General features: G+C 33.5%; 17 protein-coding genes, 2 tRNA genes and 1 rRNA gene. 3 read left to right on the plus strand and 17 right to left on the minus strand.

What is annotated here, in order from left to right:
- Positions 1-27: 27 nt before the first annotated feature.
- The 3 genes from F1564_RS09000 to F1564_RS09010 form a co-directional block, all read right to left on the minus strand.
- Positions 28-103 (minus strand) — tRNA-Ala (locus F1564_RS09000).
- A gap of 11 nt (positions 104-114) precedes the next feature.
- A tRNA-Ile gene (locus F1564_RS09005) sits at positions 115-191 on the minus strand.
- A gap of 38 nt (positions 192-229) precedes the next feature.
- A 16S ribosomal RNA gene (locus tag F1564_RS09010) occupies positions 230-1741 on the minus strand.
- 314 nt (positions 1742-2055) lie between these two features.
- Here F1564_RS09010 and F1564_RS09015 point away from each other — a divergent pair.
- Complete coding sequence (locus tag F1564_RS09015; RefSeq protein ID WP_169333548.1) at positions 2056-2358, plus strand: helix-turn-helix domain-containing protein; 303 nt, start codon at positions 2056-2058, stop codon at positions 2356-2358.
- Positions 2316-3098 (plus strand): IS30 family transposase, encoded by a 783-nt coding sequence (locus F1564_RS09020; protein ID WP_232053415.1) that lies wholly within the window; start codon positions 2316-2318, stop codon positions 3096-3098. The genes F1564_RS09015 and F1564_RS09020 overlap by 43 nt, the downstream gene beginning before the upstream one ends.
- Positions 3099-3320: 222 nt before the next feature.
- Here F1564_RS09020 and F1564_RS09025 read toward each other — a convergent pair whose 3' ends face one another.
- The 10 genes from F1564_RS09025 to recG form a co-directional block, all read right to left on the minus strand.
- Positions 3321-3851 carry an adenine phosphoribosyltransferase gene (locus F1564_RS09025; protein WP_018450989.1) on the minus strand — a complete coding sequence of 177 codons (531 nt, stop codon included), beginning with the start codon at positions 3849-3851 and terminating at the stop codon, positions 3321-3323.
- A 48-nt stretch (positions 3852-3899) separates the two neighbouring features.
- Positions 3900-4352, minus strand: coding sequence for an NUDIX domain-containing protein (locus tag F1564_RS09030; RefSeq protein WP_018450990.1), 453 nt, complete (start codon positions 4350-4352; stop codon positions 3900-3902).
- A complete protein-coding gene (locus F1564_RS09035; protein WP_018450991.1) occupies positions 4339-5652 on the minus strand; it encodes a hemolysin family protein in 1314 nt (437 codons plus the stop codon). The genes F1564_RS09030 and F1564_RS09035 overlap by 14 nt, the downstream gene beginning before the upstream one ends.
- A gap of 40 nt (positions 5653-5692) precedes the next feature.
- Entirely contained in the window at positions 5693-6172 is a 480-nt protein-coding gene (gene accB, locus F1564_RS09040) for an acetyl-CoA carboxylase biotin carboxyl carrier protein (protein WP_018450992.1), read from the minus strand.
- Positions 6173-6191: 19 nt separating this feature from the next.
- Positions 6192-7049: a bifunctional methylenetetrahydrofolate dehydrogenase/methenyltetrahydrofolate cyclohydrolase FolD gene (folD, locus tag F1564_RS09045; protein WP_018450993.1), complete on the minus strand. Its 858-nt coding sequence runs from the start codon at positions 7047-7049 to the stop codon at positions 6192-6194.
- A 69-nt stretch (positions 7050-7118) separates the two neighbouring features.
- Positions 7119-7796, minus strand: a complete 678-nt coding sequence (locus F1564_RS09050; protein WP_018450994.1) for a redox-sensing transcriptional repressor Rex — start codon at positions 7794-7796, stop codon at positions 7119-7121.
- Between the two features lie 104 nt (positions 7797-7900).
- On the minus strand, positions 7901-8872 hold the full coding sequence (gene fmt, locus F1564_RS09055; RefSeq protein WP_018450995.1) for a methionyl-tRNA formyltransferase: 972 nt from the start codon (positions 8870-8872) through the stop codon (positions 7901-7903).
- Between the two features lie 23 nt (positions 8873-8895).
- The gene (gene def, locus F1564_RS09060) at positions 8896-9414 is read right to left on the minus strand and encodes a peptide deformylase (protein WP_018450996.1); all 519 of its coding nucleotides are present in this window, start codon (positions 9412-9414) and stop codon (positions 8896-8898) included.
- Between the two features lie 98 nt (positions 9415-9512).
- On the minus strand, positions 9513-10397 hold the full coding sequence (locus tag F1564_RS09065; RefSeq protein WP_018450997.1) for a DMT family transporter: 885 nt from the start codon (positions 10395-10397) through the stop codon (positions 9513-9515).
- 691 nt (positions 10398-11088) lie between these two features.
- Complete coding sequence (recG, locus tag F1564_RS09070; protein ID WP_018450998.1) at positions 11089-13158, minus strand: ATP-dependent DNA helicase RecG; 2070 nt, start codon at positions 13156-13158, stop codon at positions 11089-11091.
- A 293-nt stretch (positions 13159-13451) separates the two neighbouring features.
- Between recG and F1564_RS09075 the strand changes: the two genes are divergently transcribed.
- Positions 13452-14462 carry a low temperature requirement protein A gene (locus F1564_RS09075; protein ID WP_083917129.1) on the plus strand — a complete coding sequence of 337 codons (1011 nt, stop codon included), beginning with the start codon at positions 13452-13454 and terminating at the stop codon, positions 14460-14462.
- Between the two features lie 100 nt (positions 14463-14562).
- Here the strand turns inward: F1564_RS09075 and F1564_RS09080 are convergent, their stop codons facing one another.
- Genes F1564_RS09080 through F1564_RS09095 form a run of 4 tightly spaced genes read right to left on the minus strand, consistent with a single transcriptional unit; the run spans position 14563 to position 18535 of the window.
- The gene (locus F1564_RS09080; protein ID WP_018451000.1) at positions 14563-15411 is read right to left on the minus strand and encodes a cysteine ABC transporter substrate-binding protein; all 849 of its coding nucleotides are present in this window, start codon (positions 15409-15411) and stop codon (positions 14563-14565) included.
- 37 nt (positions 15412-15448) lie between these two features.
- Positions 15449-16396, minus strand: a complete 948-nt coding sequence (locus F1564_RS09085; RefSeq protein ID WP_018451001.1) for an ATP-grasp domain-containing protein — start codon at positions 16394-16396, stop codon at positions 15449-15451.
- Between the two features lie 32 nt (positions 16397-16428).
- Positions 16429-17694 carry a dicarboxylate/amino acid:cation symporter gene (locus F1564_RS09090; protein ID WP_018451002.1) on the minus strand — a complete coding sequence of 422 codons (1266 nt, stop codon included), beginning with the start codon at positions 17692-17694 and terminating at the stop codon, positions 16429-16431.
- A gap of 58 nt (positions 17695-17752) precedes the next feature.
- Positions 17753-18535 carry an amino acid ABC transporter ATP-binding protein gene (locus F1564_RS09095; RefSeq protein ID WP_018451003.1) on the minus strand — a complete coding sequence of 261 codons (783 nt, stop codon included), beginning with the start codon at positions 18533-18535 and terminating at the stop codon, positions 17753-17755.
- Positions 18536-18560 lie beyond the last annotated feature (25 nt).

Raw genomic sequence — 18560 nt, forward strand, 5'->3', positions numbered from 1 at the left:
TCATTTCCCATTGTCCTAAACAATAATTGGTGGAGATAAGCGGGTTCGAACCGCTGACCTCTGCCTTGCAAGGGCAGCGCTCTCCCAACTGAGCTATATCCCCAAGACTTCTTATGGTGGGCATGGCTGGACTCGAACCAGCGACCCCTGCGTTATCAGCACAGTGCTCTAACCACCTGAGCTACACGCCCACAAGATATGTGAAGAAGCAGTGCGTGATGCTCCTTAGAAAGGAGGTGATCCATCCGCACCTTCCGGTACGGATACCTTGTTACGACTTCACCCCAATCACTGTCCACACCTTAGACGCCTTCCTCCTTTCGGTTGGACCGGCGGCTTCAGGTGCAGACAACTCTCGTGGTGTGACGGGCGGTGTGTACAAGACCCGAGAACGTATTCACCGCAGCATTGCTGATCTGCGATTACTAGCGATTCCAGCTTCATGAAGCCGAGTTGCAGGCTTCAATCCGAACTTGGACCGGCTTTAAAGATTCGCTTGGCGTTGCCGCCTGGCAGCTCTTTGTACCGGCCATTGTAGCACGTGTGTAGCCCAAATCATAAGGGGCATGATGATTTGACGTCATCCCCACCTTCCTCCTGCTCTTCGCAGGCAGTCTACTTAGAGTGCCCAACCTAATGATGGCAACTAGCGATAGGGGTTGCGCTCGTTGCGGGACTTAACCCAACATCTCACGACACGAGCTGTCGACAGCCATGCACCACCTGTCTCTGCGTTCCCGAAGGCACGGCCTGCTCTCGCAGGCCTTCGCAGGATGTCAAGATCTGGTAAGGTTCCTCGCGTTGCGTCGAATTAAACCACATGCTCCACCGCTTGTGCGGGTCCCCGTCAATTCCTTTGAGTTTCAGCCTTGCGGCCGTACTCCCCAGGCGGATTACTTATCGCATTAGCTTCGGCACGGACACTCTTCATGCCCACACCCAGTAATCATCGTTTACAGCTAGGACTACCAGGGTATCTAATCCTGTTTGCTCCCCACGCTTTCGCACTTCAGCGTCAGTTACCGTCCAGTGAACTATCTTCATCATCGGCATTCCTGCACATATCTACGAATTTCACCTCTACTCGTGCAGTTCCACTTTCCTCTTCTGCACTCAAGTTTTCCAGTTTCCAATGACCCTCCACGGTTGAGCCGTGGGCTTTCACATCAGACTTAAAAAACCGCCTACGCGCGCTTTACGCCCAATAATTCCGGATAACGCTTGCCACCTACGTATTACCGCGGCTGCTGGCACGTAGTTAGCCGTGGCTTTCTGATTAGGTACCGTCAAGATGTGCACAGTTACTGAAAGCACTTTACAACCCTAAAACCTTCATCACGCACACAGAATTGCTCCATCAGGCTTGCGCCCATTGTCCAATATTCCCCACTGCTGCCTCCCGTAGGAGTAAGGGCCGTATCTCAGTCCCCTTGTGGCCGTCCACCCTCTCAGGCCGGCTACCTATCATCGCCTTGGTGGGCCATTACCCCGCCAACAAGCTAATAGGACGCAAGGCTCTCCTGCAGCGTCTCCTTTCATCGCCAGGCACATGCGTGCCGGCAACTGTATCAGGTCTTGTCAGTCGTTTCCGTCTGTTATCCCTGTCTGCAGGGCAAGTTCCTTACGCGTTACTCACCCGTCCGCCTTGGCTCGTCTGCGCAAGCGCAGCTTCGCCAAAGACTTGCATGTGTTAAGCATTCTGTCAGCGTTCATCCTGAGCCAGGATCAAACTCTTCATTCAATATATCTTCATATATCTTAATTTTCACCTTTTAGTCTTGACGTGATCTCTTTCAAGATTCTTGACTTGTTTTTCTTACACTTTATTGCTTCTTCATACTATTTATATCTCTATTGTCCATGATACATTTTCGTATCGACAGGATATATCTTATCATAAAAGTAATTCTTTGTCAACTACTTTTTTCAATTTTTTTTGATTTTTTTAAAAAGGTGTATTGTATAATCAAGTGCAGCACCTAAAACATATTAAAAAAACATAGTAAAAATGATATGCTAATATCTTCCACAAAATTAGAAAGGATCATTCTTACTATGCTTAATAATAATAACACAATTTCAAAGAAATGTCACTACAAACATTTAACTCCTTCCAACAAAGGACAGATTCAGGCTTACAGAAATGAAGGCAAGTCTATCCGTTTCATAGCAAAGATGCTTGGAAAAAATCCATCCACTATTTCAAGGGAACTCAAAAGAAACTCTGTAACACAGATGGATTCCTCCTATGCCTTTAAAAATCTCTATATTGCTGATACTGCTCACATCCTATACAAAAAAGAAGACAGAAGTGTATCTACCATAAGCAGTATGATTCTTTATTCTTTGTTGAGTTGAAACAAGAAATACTTAAAAGAGAGAAAAGGGTTCACAGCATTGATACTTTCTGCAATGTCTACAAAAGAGACAATCCTGATAAAGTTGTCCCATCAACCAAAACTGTCTATGAAATGATTCGCAGAGGGCAAATTGAAGGAATAAAGCCATACATGTTTCCAAGAATGATCAAGCTTAAGCCTAGAAGAAAAACTGATGGACAATGCAATACTAAAAAGAATAAAAGGATACTGGGAACAAGCATTGAGCAAAGACCTGAACATATTAACAGCCGTGAAGAAAAAGGACACTTTGAAATTGATGCCGTAAAAGGCAAGAATGGAAAGAATGAGGCTTGCATAATTACATTAGTTGATAGGAAAAGCAGATACACATATATCCTCTTTTTAGCCAAGCTGAATGCCCAGAATGCCAGCAAGGCTCTGCAGAAGCTGTTCAGAAAGATTGGAAAAAAGAATTTCAAGTCGATAACTTCGGACAACGGCTCGGAATTCAGCAGGCTGGCAGAGCTGGAAAGCAGAAACATGAAAGTGTTCTTTGCACATCCGTATTCCTCATACGAGCGTGGAACAAACGAAAACACAAACGGACTGATAAGGGAGTTCCTTCCGAAAGGAAAGAGCATGAACGGAAAAGAGAAGGAAATATCAGAAATACAAAAAATTTTAAATGAGAGATGCAGAAAAATACTGAACTATCGTTCAGCAGAAGAGTATCATTTTGATAACACTACATCATAAAAATTAAAGAGCAGAAAAATCTCTGCTCTTTAAAAAAACTTTAACTTTATATTATTTTTACTTTCTGTTGCACTTGAATTGACAATACACCATTTTTTTAAAAATTCAATTTAAAATTCTACGTTAAATATTATATTTTAGGTATTTTAGGTGTTTTTCTTTAAAATTTTTTTATAAAAAAGCACTCTACTATTACTTTTGAACATTTTATTTTTTTATTATCTAATATTTTAGTTGAGTATATACTTTATAACCTTTCAGCAAATCTCTAGCCTTTAAATCAACTAATTCTATCATAAATGCCAATTCATAAACTTTAGCTCCTAATTTTTCTACTAGCTTAACCATTGCTTCGGCTGTTCCTCCTGTTGCTAATAGATCATCCACTATTAATATTTTTGAATTTTTTTCAAAGGCATCCTTGTGAATTTCTATGCTGTTTTTTCCATATTCCAACGAATACTCAACACTTTCCACTTCTGCTGGCAATTTTCCAGGCTTTCTTGCTGGCACGAATCCAGCTCCAATATTATATGCAATAGCAGCTCCAAAAATAAAACCTCTAGCATCGGCACCTACTACATAATCAATTCCTTTATTTTTATATCTGTCTGTGAAATCCTTTATAATAATTTCCAGTCCTTTTTTATCCTTTAAAGCTGTTGTAATATCTCTAAAAATTACTCCTTTTTCTGGAAAATCCTCTACTGAACGTACTAATTTATTTAATTCTTCTTTTTCTTCTATTGTCATTTTATTTTTTTCCTCTTTTCTAAAATTTTAATTATAATATTAGAATTCTTATTCATTCCATAAACTTCCTAAATAATTTTTTACTTTTTCACCATTCATTAATTTTAATAAATTTTCTTTAATATTTGGATAGATTGTCATTGTTTTAAGCTCTTCTTCTGTTACAAATTTTAAATCGGTTAAAACAGCTTCATCTCCTAATTTTATAATGCTGTTATTTTTTTCATTACGATGTATTCTAAAAAATAAATTTAAAATATGACGCTCTTTATTTGGATAAATAGTTTCTGAGAAAAATAAAAACTCATCAACTTCTATATCCATATTTGCTTCTTCCTTATATTCTCGAATTAATGCTTCCTTTGCAGTTTCACCCCAGTCATTTCCCCCACCAGGAATAAGCCAGTACTTTTTATTATTTTTGTGATGCTGGATTAGTAAAATTTTGCCATCTTCAATAAGAATTCCTGCCACACGTATTCGAGGTCTAATCTCTTCCATTTTCTCTCCTTACTTCTTCATCATCTTCCTTTTGCTCAATAATAATTGCTCTTACTCTTTCGACACGTTTATTATTCACGTCAGTTACCTTCAATACAAAGTTATTTCCCCTAACTTGATCAAAAACTTCGGCAACTTTTCCCAATTTATCTTGAATATAGCCAGAAATCGTATCGTATTCTTCAGACAATGGAATTTCTATCTCCAATTTGTCATTCACTTCCTCAATAGGTGTATCCCCTTTTATATCAAATATTTTTTCACGAATCTGTTGAATATTTTCCTCTTCCTGATCAAACTCATCTCTTATTTCACCAACAATTTCTTCAAGTAAATCTTCTATTGTTACGATTCCTTGAGTTCCACCGTATTCATCAATTACTATTGCCATATGAAGCTGCTTTAGCTTAAATTCTTCGAGTAGTTCCACTAATGGCTTTGTAATTGGGACAAAATACGCTTCCTTCATAAAATCCTTTATAGGTGGATTTTCTCCAGTTCTTCTATTATAATGAAGCAAATCTTTTAGATGAACTGTTCCTACAATTTTATCAATGGTTTCGGTATAAATGGGAATACGTGTAAATCCTTGATCCAAAATTTCATCCCATACATCATCAATTTTACTTTCTGCTTCTAATGCAAATACATTGATCCGAGGCGTGAGTATTTCCTTAACTGTAGTTTCTGAAAATTCAAAAATACTAGTTATCATTTCCTCTTCACCTTCTTCAAAGACGCCGCTTTCTGTCCCAGCCTTTAAAAATGTTAAAATTTCATCTTCTGTTATTTCAAACATCTGATTTTTTACTTTTATTTTAAATATTCCAACAATAAATCTTGAAATATGTATAAATAGACGAATTAACGGTCTTAAAATAATTCTTACGGTATTTAAAGGTATTATCAATGTTTTAGAAACTCCATAAATGTTATTTCTAGCTACTAATCTTGGAATTAATTCTGAAAATAATAAAATAAAAATAATTAATACAAAAAATGAAATTCCCACATAAAGATCTCTTTCATAAATTTTTTTTATTAAATAAACTCCCGTAAAAACCATCGAAGAATAAGAAATTGTCTTTACAAATAAAAGCGTTGCAAGCAATTCATTTGGATTTTCCAGCCAAAGTTTCAAAAGTTCACTTTCCCTAGTTTTTTCCTTTTCTTTTGAATCGCTTTTCAAATGAATCTGTTTAAGCGACGACAATGCCGATTCTGCAGCTGATAAAAATGATGTAAAAAATAGTAAAATTAGCAATAGAATAATATTCAACAAAATCCTCTTCTCTTCCAAATTTTATCCCTTCTTCTTTTATTTATATTTTTTATAAAAATTATTCAATAATCATTAATGTCTGACCTTTTTTTATACTTTCGTTGTCTTTCACAAATATCTTTTTTACTTTTCCTGAAACTGTTGATTTAACTTCATTCATAAGTTTCATTGCCTCAACTATGCAAAGTGTCTGCCCCTCTGTCACAGAATCTCCTTCTTTTACAAATGGCCCTGCTGATGGTGATGGTGAAGCATAAAAAGTTCCAACCATTGGAGAAGTAATTTTTGTTCCTGAAATTTCTTCTGGATCCTCTTGCTGTACTGGAGCAGAGATTTCTTCCTCTTGAACTTGTACTTCCTGTGGAGCATTTGAAGATACTGCAGGTTGAGCCATTGGACTTCCAAAAATAACATTTCTTTCCTTTCTTTTCTTAGTTAATGAAACTTCAAAATTATTATCTTCATATTTTACCGTTTCAATTTTATTTTCATTCATACTTTCAGCTAATTTTTCAATAAATTTAATTTTATCATTCATTTAATTTCTCGCTTTCTTTTTATTTTGATTTGTTTATTTTTTGCTTATATGATTTTAATGTATTTTTTATTAACATTGCAATTGTCATTGGACCAACTCCACCAGGAACAGGGGTAATGAATGAGGCTTTTTTTGAAACTTCATCAAAATCCACATCTCCACACAGTTTTCCATCCACACGGTTTATCCCAACATCAATTACAACGACACCTTCTTTCACATCAGATGCTTTTACCAATTTTGGAGAACCTGCGGCTGCTACCACTACGTCAGATTTTTGCAGCTTTTCAGACAGATTCTTTGTTTTTGAGTTACATACTTGAACTGTTGCACGTTTTTTTATAAGTAAAAGTGTCATCGGCTTTCCTACAATATTGCTTTGCCCAATTACTAAAACATCTTTTCCTTCCAAATCAATATTGTATTCCTCAAACATTTGAATTACTCCAGCTGGTGTACAAGGCAAAAATCCTGTTTCATCTCCAATCATCATTTTCCCAATATTTGTTGTATGAAATCCATCTACATCCTTTTCTGCCGAAATTGCATTTATAACCTCCAGTTCATTAATATGCTTTGGAAGTGGCAGCTGTACCAAGATTCCATCTATATTGTCATCATTATTTAATTTTTCAATTTCCAAAAGTAAATTTTCCTCTGAAATACTTTCATCAAGTCTAATTGTTTCAGAATTAAATCCGACTTTTTCACAAGCTCTTATTTTATTTCTCACATAAATTTTAGAAGCTGGATTTTCACCCACTATAATTACCGCGAGTCCCGCTTTTCTACCAGCCTTTTTTTGTAATTCATCGTGTGTTTCTTTAATTTCTTCAAAAGTCTTTTCTGAAAGTGCTTTTCCATCAATTATAGTCATAGCTCTCCTTCCGATATTCTTTTTTTATTATTAATCTAATTAATACAATATTTTTAAACATTTATTTTTTTATATTTTTTCATCTATATTATTTTCCGTATTATTTATTCTCCAAAAATTCAATTCCTGCAACTTTGCTGAAATATCCATATCCACAACTTTTACATTTTTATCTAGTTCCAATTTGCAAGTCGTCATATTAAGTATCGCAGAAATCCCATTTTTCACAAGTCCTTCTGCTGCAATTTGCGCCTGTTCCTTTACAACTGCTAAAATTGCCATATTAATTTTTATATTAGAATCATTTTTCATATTTTTTATAAATTCACCTATATTTCTAATATCTTGAACAACCAAATTATTTGCAGCCATTTTTCCAATTTTGTCATTATCCTTGTCAAATATTCCAATAATTTTAAAGCCTTCTCCTAGGACATCCAAATTTGATGAAAGCATTTCTCCCATTTTACCGTGTCCTACAATTATAACATCATTAGTTTTATCAATCCCAAGAATTCTTGTAATAATTTCTATCAAATTATCAATATCATAACCCTTTCCACGTACACCGAACTCACCAAATGTTGATAAATCCTTACGCACTTGAGCAGAAGTAGTGTTCATAATTTTAGCAAGCTCGATTGAATTTATTTCGCTGTCCTGTTTTCGAGCTTCCTTTAGAATAGATAAATATTCTGTCAATCTTTGTACAACTCTTTCTGAAATTTCCAATTTTTTTAATCTCATATTTCCTCCTGCGAAAATTAGAAAATTATAGTCAATCCACTTAAAAACTATAGCAAAAATTATAAACAACGGATTGGCTATAGATATAGCCTAACCTTCTATTCTCATTTTAAACTAAAATTGCTGTATAGCAATTTTTCTCCAATTATCATTTTACGTCCATTAATAATATCTGATCCCCTTTGAAGTTTTTTCCCTTCAAATTTTGCCTCCAAAATCAAAATCCCGCCATTCTTAACCTTTATAACAGGCCCTTTTTTGTTAATAATTTCAACAACTGTTCCATTTTCTATTTCATTTCCATTCTCACCTTCATATCTTTTATTAATTTTTTCACTTTTGTAAATTTTTATATTTTCGCCTTTCTCATTGAAAGCATGTGCTGCTGGAAACGGATTTAACCCACGAATTTGATTGTAAATAACTTCTTTTGTGTTATTCCAGTCGATTTTTACCTGCTCCTTTGTAATCGGTTTCACAAAAGTAGCCTTGCTGTCATCCTGTTTTTCCGCCTGAACTTCTCCATTTTCAATCAGGTTTAATGCCTTTGCAAGTCCAGCTGCTCCCAGATTCTTCAATTTATCATGTAATGTTCCAAGCGTATCATCTTCAGTAATTTCACAATATTCCCTTAAAATCACATCTCCAGAATCAAGACCTTCCTCAATGTACATTATGCTCACACCAGTTTCAGAATCTCCATTTAAAATTGCAGAATGAATAGGCGAAGCTCCTCTATATTTTGGCAAAAGTGAAGAATGAACATTTATTATTCCGTATTTGGGAATATCAATTATTTCTTTTGGCAAAATTTTCCCATAAGCTACAACTACAATTAAATCAGGATTTATTTCCTTAATCTTGTTTATAACTTCTTCATCCTTCATTTTTCTAGGCTGAATAATTTCCACATTATTATCAATTCCAAACTGCTTTACAGGAGAAAATATGATTTTATTCCCTCTGGCATTTCTCTTATCCTCTTTTGTAAAAATAAGCTGTAAATTAGTATTTTTAAACACAATTTCCAAACTTGGTATTGCAAATTCTGGTGTTCCCATAAATATTGTCTTCATCAATTTTTCTCACTTTCCTGACTTTATTCGTCCAAATCCCTATAAATTCTACCTTTAGCAAAATCCTTTTTCAAAACATCTAGTTTTTTTGCAACTAATCTTTTATTCATAACTGAAAGTTTATCTGTAAACAAAATCCCCTCAATGTGATCAAATTCGTGCTGAAATGCCCTAGCCCACATTTCTTCCAATTCTTCAACAACTTCTTCGCCTTTTTCATTCAAGTATTTCACTTTAATTTTCGCAGGACGATTTACTCTCTTGTAAATTCCAGGAATGCTCAAACATCCTTCCTCCATATCCGCAATTTCCTCTGAAAATTCCAAAATTTCAGGATTAATAACCTTTTTCACGATTCCATCGTGTTCCAGCACAAAAAATCTTTTTGCGATATCCACCTGATTTGCAGCAAGTCCCACTCCTTTAGCTTTTCTCATAAGAGCAACCATTTCATCCAGAGTTTTCCTTACATTATCATCAACCACATCAACTTTTTCCGATTTTTCACGTAAAGTTGGATGTCCATATAAAACTATTTTCATTTTTATTTTTTCTCTCCTTATTAAACTCATTATTATCCATTTTATTTTATCATATTATTTGATAAATTTTAATACAAAACATCAATTAATTTTTTATTTTATTCCTCAATTTTCTTAAGTCCCAATTTTGTTTCCGATACAAGCACCGCAAAAAGTACCAACCCAGCACCAACTGCCACTCTAAGCGACAATCTCTCGCTTAATATAAAAAATGCAAAAAGTGGAGCAAATAGCGACTCTGTCGACATCAAGATTGAAGCCCTCGTAGAAGTCGTATATTTTTGGCAAAATGTCTGCAACACTGTCGGTATCGCCGTTGAAAAAATTGTCAAATAAATTATCGAAACTAGCATCATTCCATCAGGCTTTTGAATTTTGCTCATATCTGAAAAAATAAAAACATTTATCACAAACAATATTCCAGCCACAAACATCTGCATAACAACAAGTTTTAAAGGCTCAACTTTTTTACTGAAATACCCATTTGTAGCAATTTGCCCTGCAAAAAATACTGCACTTATAATTGTCAAAATATCGCCAAAATTAAGATTTGCAAGATTCATCTTCCTGTCAAAACTTATCACAGCAACTCCCATTACACAAATAACCGAAGCCAGAAATGCAAAAATATCAGGACGTTTTTTGTGCAAAAACCAAAAAATATAAGGAACAATTATAACGTTTATCGAAGTAAAAAAAGCATTTTTACTGGCAGTCGTAAGCATCGCCCCATAAGTTTGGAAAGCGTATCCAAAAAATTGAAAAATTCCAACTATTAATCCAGCAAGAACATCATTTTTTTTGAATTTTCCTACTTTTCTAAAGAAAATTCCATAAAGAATAATCCCTCCCACAAGAAATCTAACCGCTGACAAATAAAATGGATCAACTCCTGTATTCAGCCCAATCTTCACAAATACAAACCCAAGTCCCCAAAATATTCCCACAAAAAGTAGCCCAAAATCTGCTAAATACTGTTTCACAAAACTTCTCCTTATCATTTTGAAATTTTTCCAAAAATAAATTAGTAAAGTTAAATAAATCTAACTTATATTAAACACTATTTAAAAAATAAAATTTAATTCGTAAGTATCTATCTTAAAGATTTTTAATAATTTATTTATAAGTATTATGATTAATAATAATTTTTTCTATTTTTTTACTCAATTTTTTGTAACGTAAGGGCATCAGACGCCATGCCCTTACAACCCCGCTTTACGCAAAACTTTCTTATAAAGAAAAAATAAAACTCGCTGCGTAAAAACTACGCTCAGACAGTTATTTTTTCTTTAACGAAATTTTGCTTATTTAATATTTTCAAAATGTTAAAACCTAAAATTTAAATATAATAATTTTTAATAATTTTATATAGAATGTCGTGATTTTTTTGGAATGAAAACGACTGTCTGAGCGTCAGCGAGTTTCGTTTTTATTTCAAAAAAATGCTTAGACGAGCCAGGGTTGCAAGGGAAATGGCGATTGATTTCCCTTGCTTTATAAAAAGAAAAAATAAGAAATTATGAAAAAATATTTATTAATAATAAACAGTTTTTCAAAAGCTAAATAAAAATCCCTTATATAGATACTTAATGATTAAATTTAATTAAAGAGTATTTTACTAACTACTAAATAAATATAATAATCTTATTAAAAATAATTTTACAATTCATTTCATTACTTTGTTTGATTGCTAAAAAACTTCCTATAAATATCCATTTTCAAAAATTCATTTTTTATTTTTCCATCGTTCTTTTCCAAATATTCCATTACAAAATCACGTACAAATTTGATTTCTTTCACATTTTTTACAATGTCGGTAAAAAGCATGTCAGATACTCCACTTTGTCTTGTTCCCAAAATTTCTCCTGAATTACGTAACTTTAAGTCTTCTTCAGCAATTTTGAAACCATCTGTTGTTTCTTCCATAACTTCCAGCCTTTTTGCCGAAATTTCATTCGTTGTTTCAGATTCCAAAAAGCAGTAGGACTGATATTTCCCACGTCCAACTCTTCCACGCAGCTGATGAAGCGAGGAAAGTCCAAATCTTTGAGCATCACGAATTACCATAATCGAAGCATTTGGCACGTTTACTCCAACTTCGATTACTGTTGTGGAAACTAGAATGTCAAGTTCGTGATTTTTAAACTGTTCCATGACTTTCTGCTTTTCCTTGTAAGTTTGCCGTCCGTGCATAAGTCCGATTTTTCTATTTGGGAATATCGAAATGTATTCTTCGTATGTTTCCTGTGCTGATTTTACATTCAGGCTTTCACTTTCTTCAATCAATGGCGACACTATGTACACTTGCCGTCCATCTTTCATTTTCTTTTCCATAAAGTTATACATTTTTTGTCTGTCAATTTCATTTTGTATCCATTTTGTCTTAATCGGACTTCTTCCAGCAGGCAACTCGTCAATAATCGATACATCCAAATCTCCGTAAATTGTAAGCGCAAGTGAACGTGGAATCGGAGTGGCACTCATAACAATTAAATTGGCAAGATTTCCCTTGTCACGTAAAAGTTTTCGCTGTGTTACCCCAAACCTGTGCTGTTCATCAATTACAATCAGCCCAAGATTTTTGAAAATTACATTGTCCTCAATTAGAGAATGTGTTCCAATTACAATGTCAACAAGTCCTTCTTTTATCTCGTTCAGCAGTTTTTCCTTTCTCTTTCCCTTCACACTCCCAGTCAAAAGTTCCACTCGTATGTCAAGATTCATAAATTCATCTACAATTCCCAGATAATGCTGTGTAGCAAGAATTTCTGTAGGTGCCATAATTACACCTTGATAATTGTTTTCAACCATATAAAGAAGCATTATGAACGAAACAATCGTCTTTCCAGAACCAACATCTCCCTGAATCAGCCTATTCACAATCTTTCCAGCCTTTAATTCAGAATAAATCTCCTTTATTACACGCTTCTGTGCTTTTGTCAAATCATAATCCAGACCCTTTATAAATTTGCTCACAAGATTTTTATTATCCTCAAGTTTGTAAAGATTCTTATTTGCCTTGTCAACGCTAAAACGATTTTGCAAAATCCCCATTTCCAGAAGTAAAATTTCCTCCAGCATAAATCTTTTCCGTGCTTTGCTTTGCTTTTCCTCATTTTCTGGAAAATGAATATTTAAAACTGCCTCTTTTCTTCCAAGCAGTTTCTCCTTCTGCAAAAATTCCTTTGGTAGATTTTCCTGCAACAAATATCCGTAATCCATCAGGGCATTTTCCATAACTTTTCTGATTGCCTGCTGTCTAAGCGATTCTGTGGATGGATAAATTGGTAATATCTGCTTTTGTTCTTTCATATCAAAACTAGCCTGCTTGATTTTTTTATATTCAGGATTCACAAGCTGAAATTTTACAGTCTTTCTCACTTTCCCATAAACCATAATCTCATCGCCAATATGAATCCCATTTTTCACAAACCTGTTATTAAACCACACAAGCTCAATCATCCCGCTATCATCACTCAAAACCGCACGAAACATAGTTCTCCCAGCCTTTATATACTGATTAACCACATTCACAACTGTCCCCTGTAAAATCACAAATTCATCTGCCAGAATTTCCGCAATTTTCTTATGATTACTTCTATTCTCATAAGCTCTCGGGAAAAAATAAAGCAAGTCATAAAGTGTAAAAACTCCTAATTTCCTGAATTTTGGAATATTTGTTTTTGTAACTCCTTTTATTTTTACATTTTCTAAATTTTCATAAAGCAAGTTATATGTTTTCATAGCCATTTCCGCCTTATTTATATTACTTTTCAAATTAAATCTGTATATGTAAATTAAATTGATTTTACTATAATAATACCATAATTTGTTTAAATTTTCTATATTTTATAAAAAATAAAAATAGAATAATACTTTTTATAACTAATCTTATATTTTATATTCAAATAAATAATTTAATAAAACAAAATTACTAGACAAATTTAAAACTTTGGTTTAAAATAAAGAAAATATAAAAAATCATGAAGTAACATTAAATCAGAAATAGAGAAAACTAAAATGAAAAACAAGGGATTATTCATCATTCTCATCATGGAGTGATTGAGCCTTGGACATTTTTTAATTTTGTATTAGCATCGCTCGTTGTCTTACAAGAATGGTTGTATATGACAAACTATTTGAATAGGTTTGGGACGTTTAACTTTCGTAAAATTATAACTATGTGTGTAAATATGACGGCAGCGATTTATTTGTCTAATTCTTTTTTAGCAGATTGGAGTCAAGCCTACTATCCTTTTACAATTTCAATGTTGATTATGGCTTTGAGTGTAGCATTTTTGTATCACTGTCAAGCAATGAAAAAAGGATTTGATGAAAAAGAAGCTGTTAATGCGAGAAATATTCTTTTAATCGTTAGTTCATTGCTTATAGTCAGTCTGTTCGTAAATTTTTATATTGGAACGATACTTCTTATAATTACAAATTTTTCAGGAGTTTTTCTTCCTATAATTTACAAAATTGAATTTGATAATAATGTTGCTAAGTTTGGACATTTAAAAGAACGGTTTGAGTTATTGACAATTTTGTTCTTTGGAGAAATGATTGTCGGGATTGCAAAATATTTTGATATAAAGCATTTTACAATTTATCCATTTATCGCTTTAATTGCAATATTTTCACTATTTGGAACATATACAATCTTGATAAACAAAATGATAAATCATCATCTGGTAACACGTGGATTGGTACTGATGTATTCACATTTTTTCCTGCTAATTAGTTTAGGAATTATAATTTCCGCTTGGAATTTAGTTGGGCAAGAGCCGAATAAAACTTTTTTGGCACTTTTTTACATTTTTGGATATACAGGTTTTTACTTAATGTTATTCGCAAATGGTATTTACCTGGACAAAGAAAAGCATCTTAACAAAAAGGATTTTTCAAAAATTTTAGGAATCTTAACTATTTCATTTATAGCAATTTTTATTTTTAGACAAAATTTTATGATTATGGAATTTTCAATATTATTTCTAACTTGTTCAATTTTACTGATAATTGCTAGGAAGTATAGGAAAATACAATCTTAGGGTATAATTGCAGCAAATAAAATTTTATAACACAAATAAAACTGCCTCAATATTCTGAAGCAGTTTAATTTTTTGTTTTCATAAATTATGATCTATCTGTCTATTTATTTTCGATAATCACTGTTTTTGGATCAACTTTATTTCCGTAAACAGGTTCAAGTGTTGCTTTATACGCTTTTTCAAAGAATCCTTCCTTAGTAAGAGCATCTATTTCAGTATTTAGCCAGTCTAACAGTCCTTTGTTCCCTTTTCTTACAGCTGGAGCAATGTAGTCCTGTTCCCCTAACTGTTTAATATCCACAACAAATCCTGGATTTTCTGTTGCCCATGCGAATACTAGAGTATTATCGTGTGCAAGTGCAGCTCCTCTTTTATCTAATAATGCGTTAAATGTTTCTGTATTTTGGTCATACTTCAACAATTCTATATCTGGATAATTTTTAGTAAAGTAAATTTCTGCTGTTGTTCCTTTGTTAACTATTAATTTTTTACCTTTCAGCTCTTTAACATCTTTTATTGGAGCACCTTCTGGCGAAACAATTCCAAGCGACACTTTCATATAAGGTTTTGCAAAATCAACTTTTTGTTTTCTTTCGTCTGTTACTGTAAAGTTTGCTAGAATAATATCAACTTTATTTGATAATAAATATTCCACTCTGTTTGCAGCTTCTAATGTGATAAATTCTATTTTATTTTCGTCGCCTAATAAATCTTTAGCAAGTCTTTTTGCCAAATAAATATCATATCCTTGATTTTTCCCATTTTCATCAACAAATCCAAATGGCGGCTTATCTCCGAATACTCCTATTCTTATTTTTCCTGCTTTTTTTATTGCCTCAATTGATCCTGGCTCAGCACTTCCCTTTCCACCTTTTCCACAGCTTATTGCAAATACTCCTAAAACTAAGATTGCAATAATTTTTACAAACCTTTCAAAATTCTTTTTCATAATTACCTCCAAATTTATTTAATATTTTTGTTATTTCTTATCCTAATTTTTCCAATTCATCTTTCAAATATTTAGCTAGTTCCAACATAGCATATTTCCCAGCTATTTTTTCAGCATCGGCATTGTAGTTGGTATTTGTATTTATGTCATAAACAAAAACTTCGTTGTTTTCATTTATGATAAACTCTATTGCCGTCACATCTATGTGGTTTTCTTTCAAAAATTTCTCATATTTTTCAATTTGATTTTCTGGCAATCTTTCAATAATTCTAAATTTTGTTTTTTCTGCAGCTTCTTCTCCTACAGGACAGAATTTATCATTTATCTGGCACGAATCTGCTGGACATAGTTCAAATCCATCGCTTGAGTCAACTTTTACGGCATAAAGATATTTTCCACCTATAAATTCAGCTCTTATAATATGTCCATCTACAGGCTTTACATATTCCTGAATCAAGCTTATTCCATCGACAGAATCTTCAAAATCGTTTCCATTTACATAATTGTCAAGTTCTTCATAACTTCTTATAAGCCTTACCCCAAGCCCTTTTCCAGCTCTGTTGTGCTTTATGATAAAAGGATATGTGTCAAGTTCCTTAGCAGCATTTAAAATTTGCTCTTTTCCCACAGCTCCCAATGTTTTTGGAGTATTTATCCCTGCCTTTTGCAGTAAGATGTATTGTTTCAATTTACTCACTTCAAGATTTATTGCAGATGTTCCATTAACTACACGGACTGCTTCTGTTCCTTTGTTTTCCAGCCATGTTAAGACTTGCTCCGTTAATTCTGGTGCATATCTATGTCCTCTTGTATGTGAAGAAGCGCTCATTCTATTATAATACACGCCTTTTTCAGGCTCTTTTCCTATATTTAATATTCCTTCTGACAAATCCAGTTCTTCATAAGGAACTGACAATTCATCCAGCCTTGCAGTAAGATGTCTTGTCCAATCCATATTTTCATGAATTATGTATACTTTTGACATATTTTCATCCTTTCTATTTTTATTTTTAAAGTTTATTCAGCTACAGCTGCATTTTCTCGAAGTCCAGCATACACTTCCTCTGTTTCCACAACTTCATATTCTCCAGTTTTTTCAATAATTGCAGGAATAAGTGTGTTTCCAACTACATTTACCGCTGTACGTCCAGCATTTGCCAAAAAGTCAACTGATACAATCAGGGCAATACCTTCTGCAGGTAGATTAAGCTGCGCCGCAGTCGCAAGCAGTACAACCAATGCTCCAGATGGAACTGCTGCAATTCCTTTTGTAATTATTGTCAAAAACAATATTAACGGTATTAATTGGCCCCATGTAAGCGGAGTTGAGTACAGGTTTGTTATAAATGTTACTGATAAACTTATATAAATGCAGGCTCCAATAAGGTTGAACGAATATCCAAGCGGTGTAGCAAAAGCTGAAACTGATTCAGATATTCCATTTTCTTCACTACGCTCAAGAAGTGTCGGCAAAACTACTGCAGAACCTCCTGTTGTAAAGGCTATTAACACCAAATCCTTAATATTTGATAATAATTTTAAATAAGGAACTTTGAATATATATGCAATAATTGGAAATACGATTAATAGAGCTGCCAAGTATCCAACATAAAGAAGCAGTACAAACTGTCCTAACAAATACAAATCTCCAAGTCCAGTTTTTGCCACATTGCTTGCAATCAGCCCAAACACTCCTACAGGTGCAAATGCAATAGCATAATCTACAATCTTATACATAGCCTTTATCCAAGATTCAAAGAATGTTATAACAGGTTTATTGTCATCTCCAACAGCAATTAAGGCTATTCCCAGAAATACTGCAAAAAATATAACTGGTAAAAGATTTCCATCTGCAAATGCTGTAAATACATTTTTAGGTACAACTGATGTTAAAAAATCGCTCAAATTAATGTTAGAGGCAACATCTTTAATAGCTTCTGTGGAAATGCTTCCAGCTTTTATATTTGCACCAATTCCTGTTACTTTCCCTAAAATAAGGCTAAGCGTGATTACTAACGTTGTAATTGAGAAAAAGTGTAAAAATGTCTTAAATGCAAGATTTCCAAACTTTTTAGTATTTTTCATTGTAACTATTGATAAAACAACCAGCGGGAATACAAGCGGTACAATAACCATCTGAACTAAACTTGTAAACAGTACTCCCAGTATCTTTAACTCTTTAGCAAACGACGGAAATAACTGCCCAACCAAAATACCTAATAACGCACCAATCAATATCTGTGCCAATAAATTCAATTTTCTAAATCCTAATAATTTTTTCATACTTTCATTCTCCCTTCAACAATTAGCATTCACTAAATTGTTTTACTAATTTTTTTATTTATATCAACAAAGCCGATTCCACCTTATCTTTCTTTTCAAAATTAAATATATTTAAGAATTTCTTAGCTCTTTCAGTTTTCGGACTTCTAAAAAATTCCAGCGGATAATTTGTTTCAACGATTTCTCCAGAGTCCATAAATATTATTCTATCTGCAACCGCTTTAGCAAATTCCATTTCATGAGTAACGATTATCATCGTCATTCCTTCCTTTGCCAGTTCCAGCATTACATCCAGCACTTCCCTTACCATTTCAGGATCAAGTGCCGCTGTAACTTCATCAAACAGCATTATTTCTGGATTCATACATAGTGACCTTATAATTGCTATTCTTTGTTTTTGCCCTCCTGACAGTTCTCTTGGATATGAGTTCTTTTTATCCAGAAGCCCTACTCTTTCGAGCAATTTTTCTGCTTGCTCTGTAACTTCCTTTTTATCCCTCTTCTGTACTTTAAGCGGTCCTAACAGAAGATTTTGTATAACTGTCATATGGTCAAATAATTCGTAACTTTGAAACACCATTCCTATTCTCTGGCGTATTAAGTGCCATTTTGTCTTATCTTTATTAATCACATTTCCTTGTAATTTTATTTCTCCAGACTGAATTTCCTCAAGTCCGTTTATACATCTTAAAAGTGTACTTTTCCCACATCCAGAAGGCCCTAGTATTACTACAACCTCGCTTTTATTTACTGAAAGTGAAACTCCTTTTAGTGCGGGTATGCCTTTTTTATATTCTTTTTTTATATCAGAAAGTTCCAATAAAACTTCCGAATCTGCCATTTTACTTACCTCCGTTTCCTTTATT

The organism is Leptotrichia shahii, assembly GCF_008327825.1.
GTDB classification, from domain to species: domain Bacteria; phylum Fusobacteriota; class Fusobacteriia; order Fusobacteriales; family Leptotrichiaceae; genus Leptotrichia; species Leptotrichia shahii.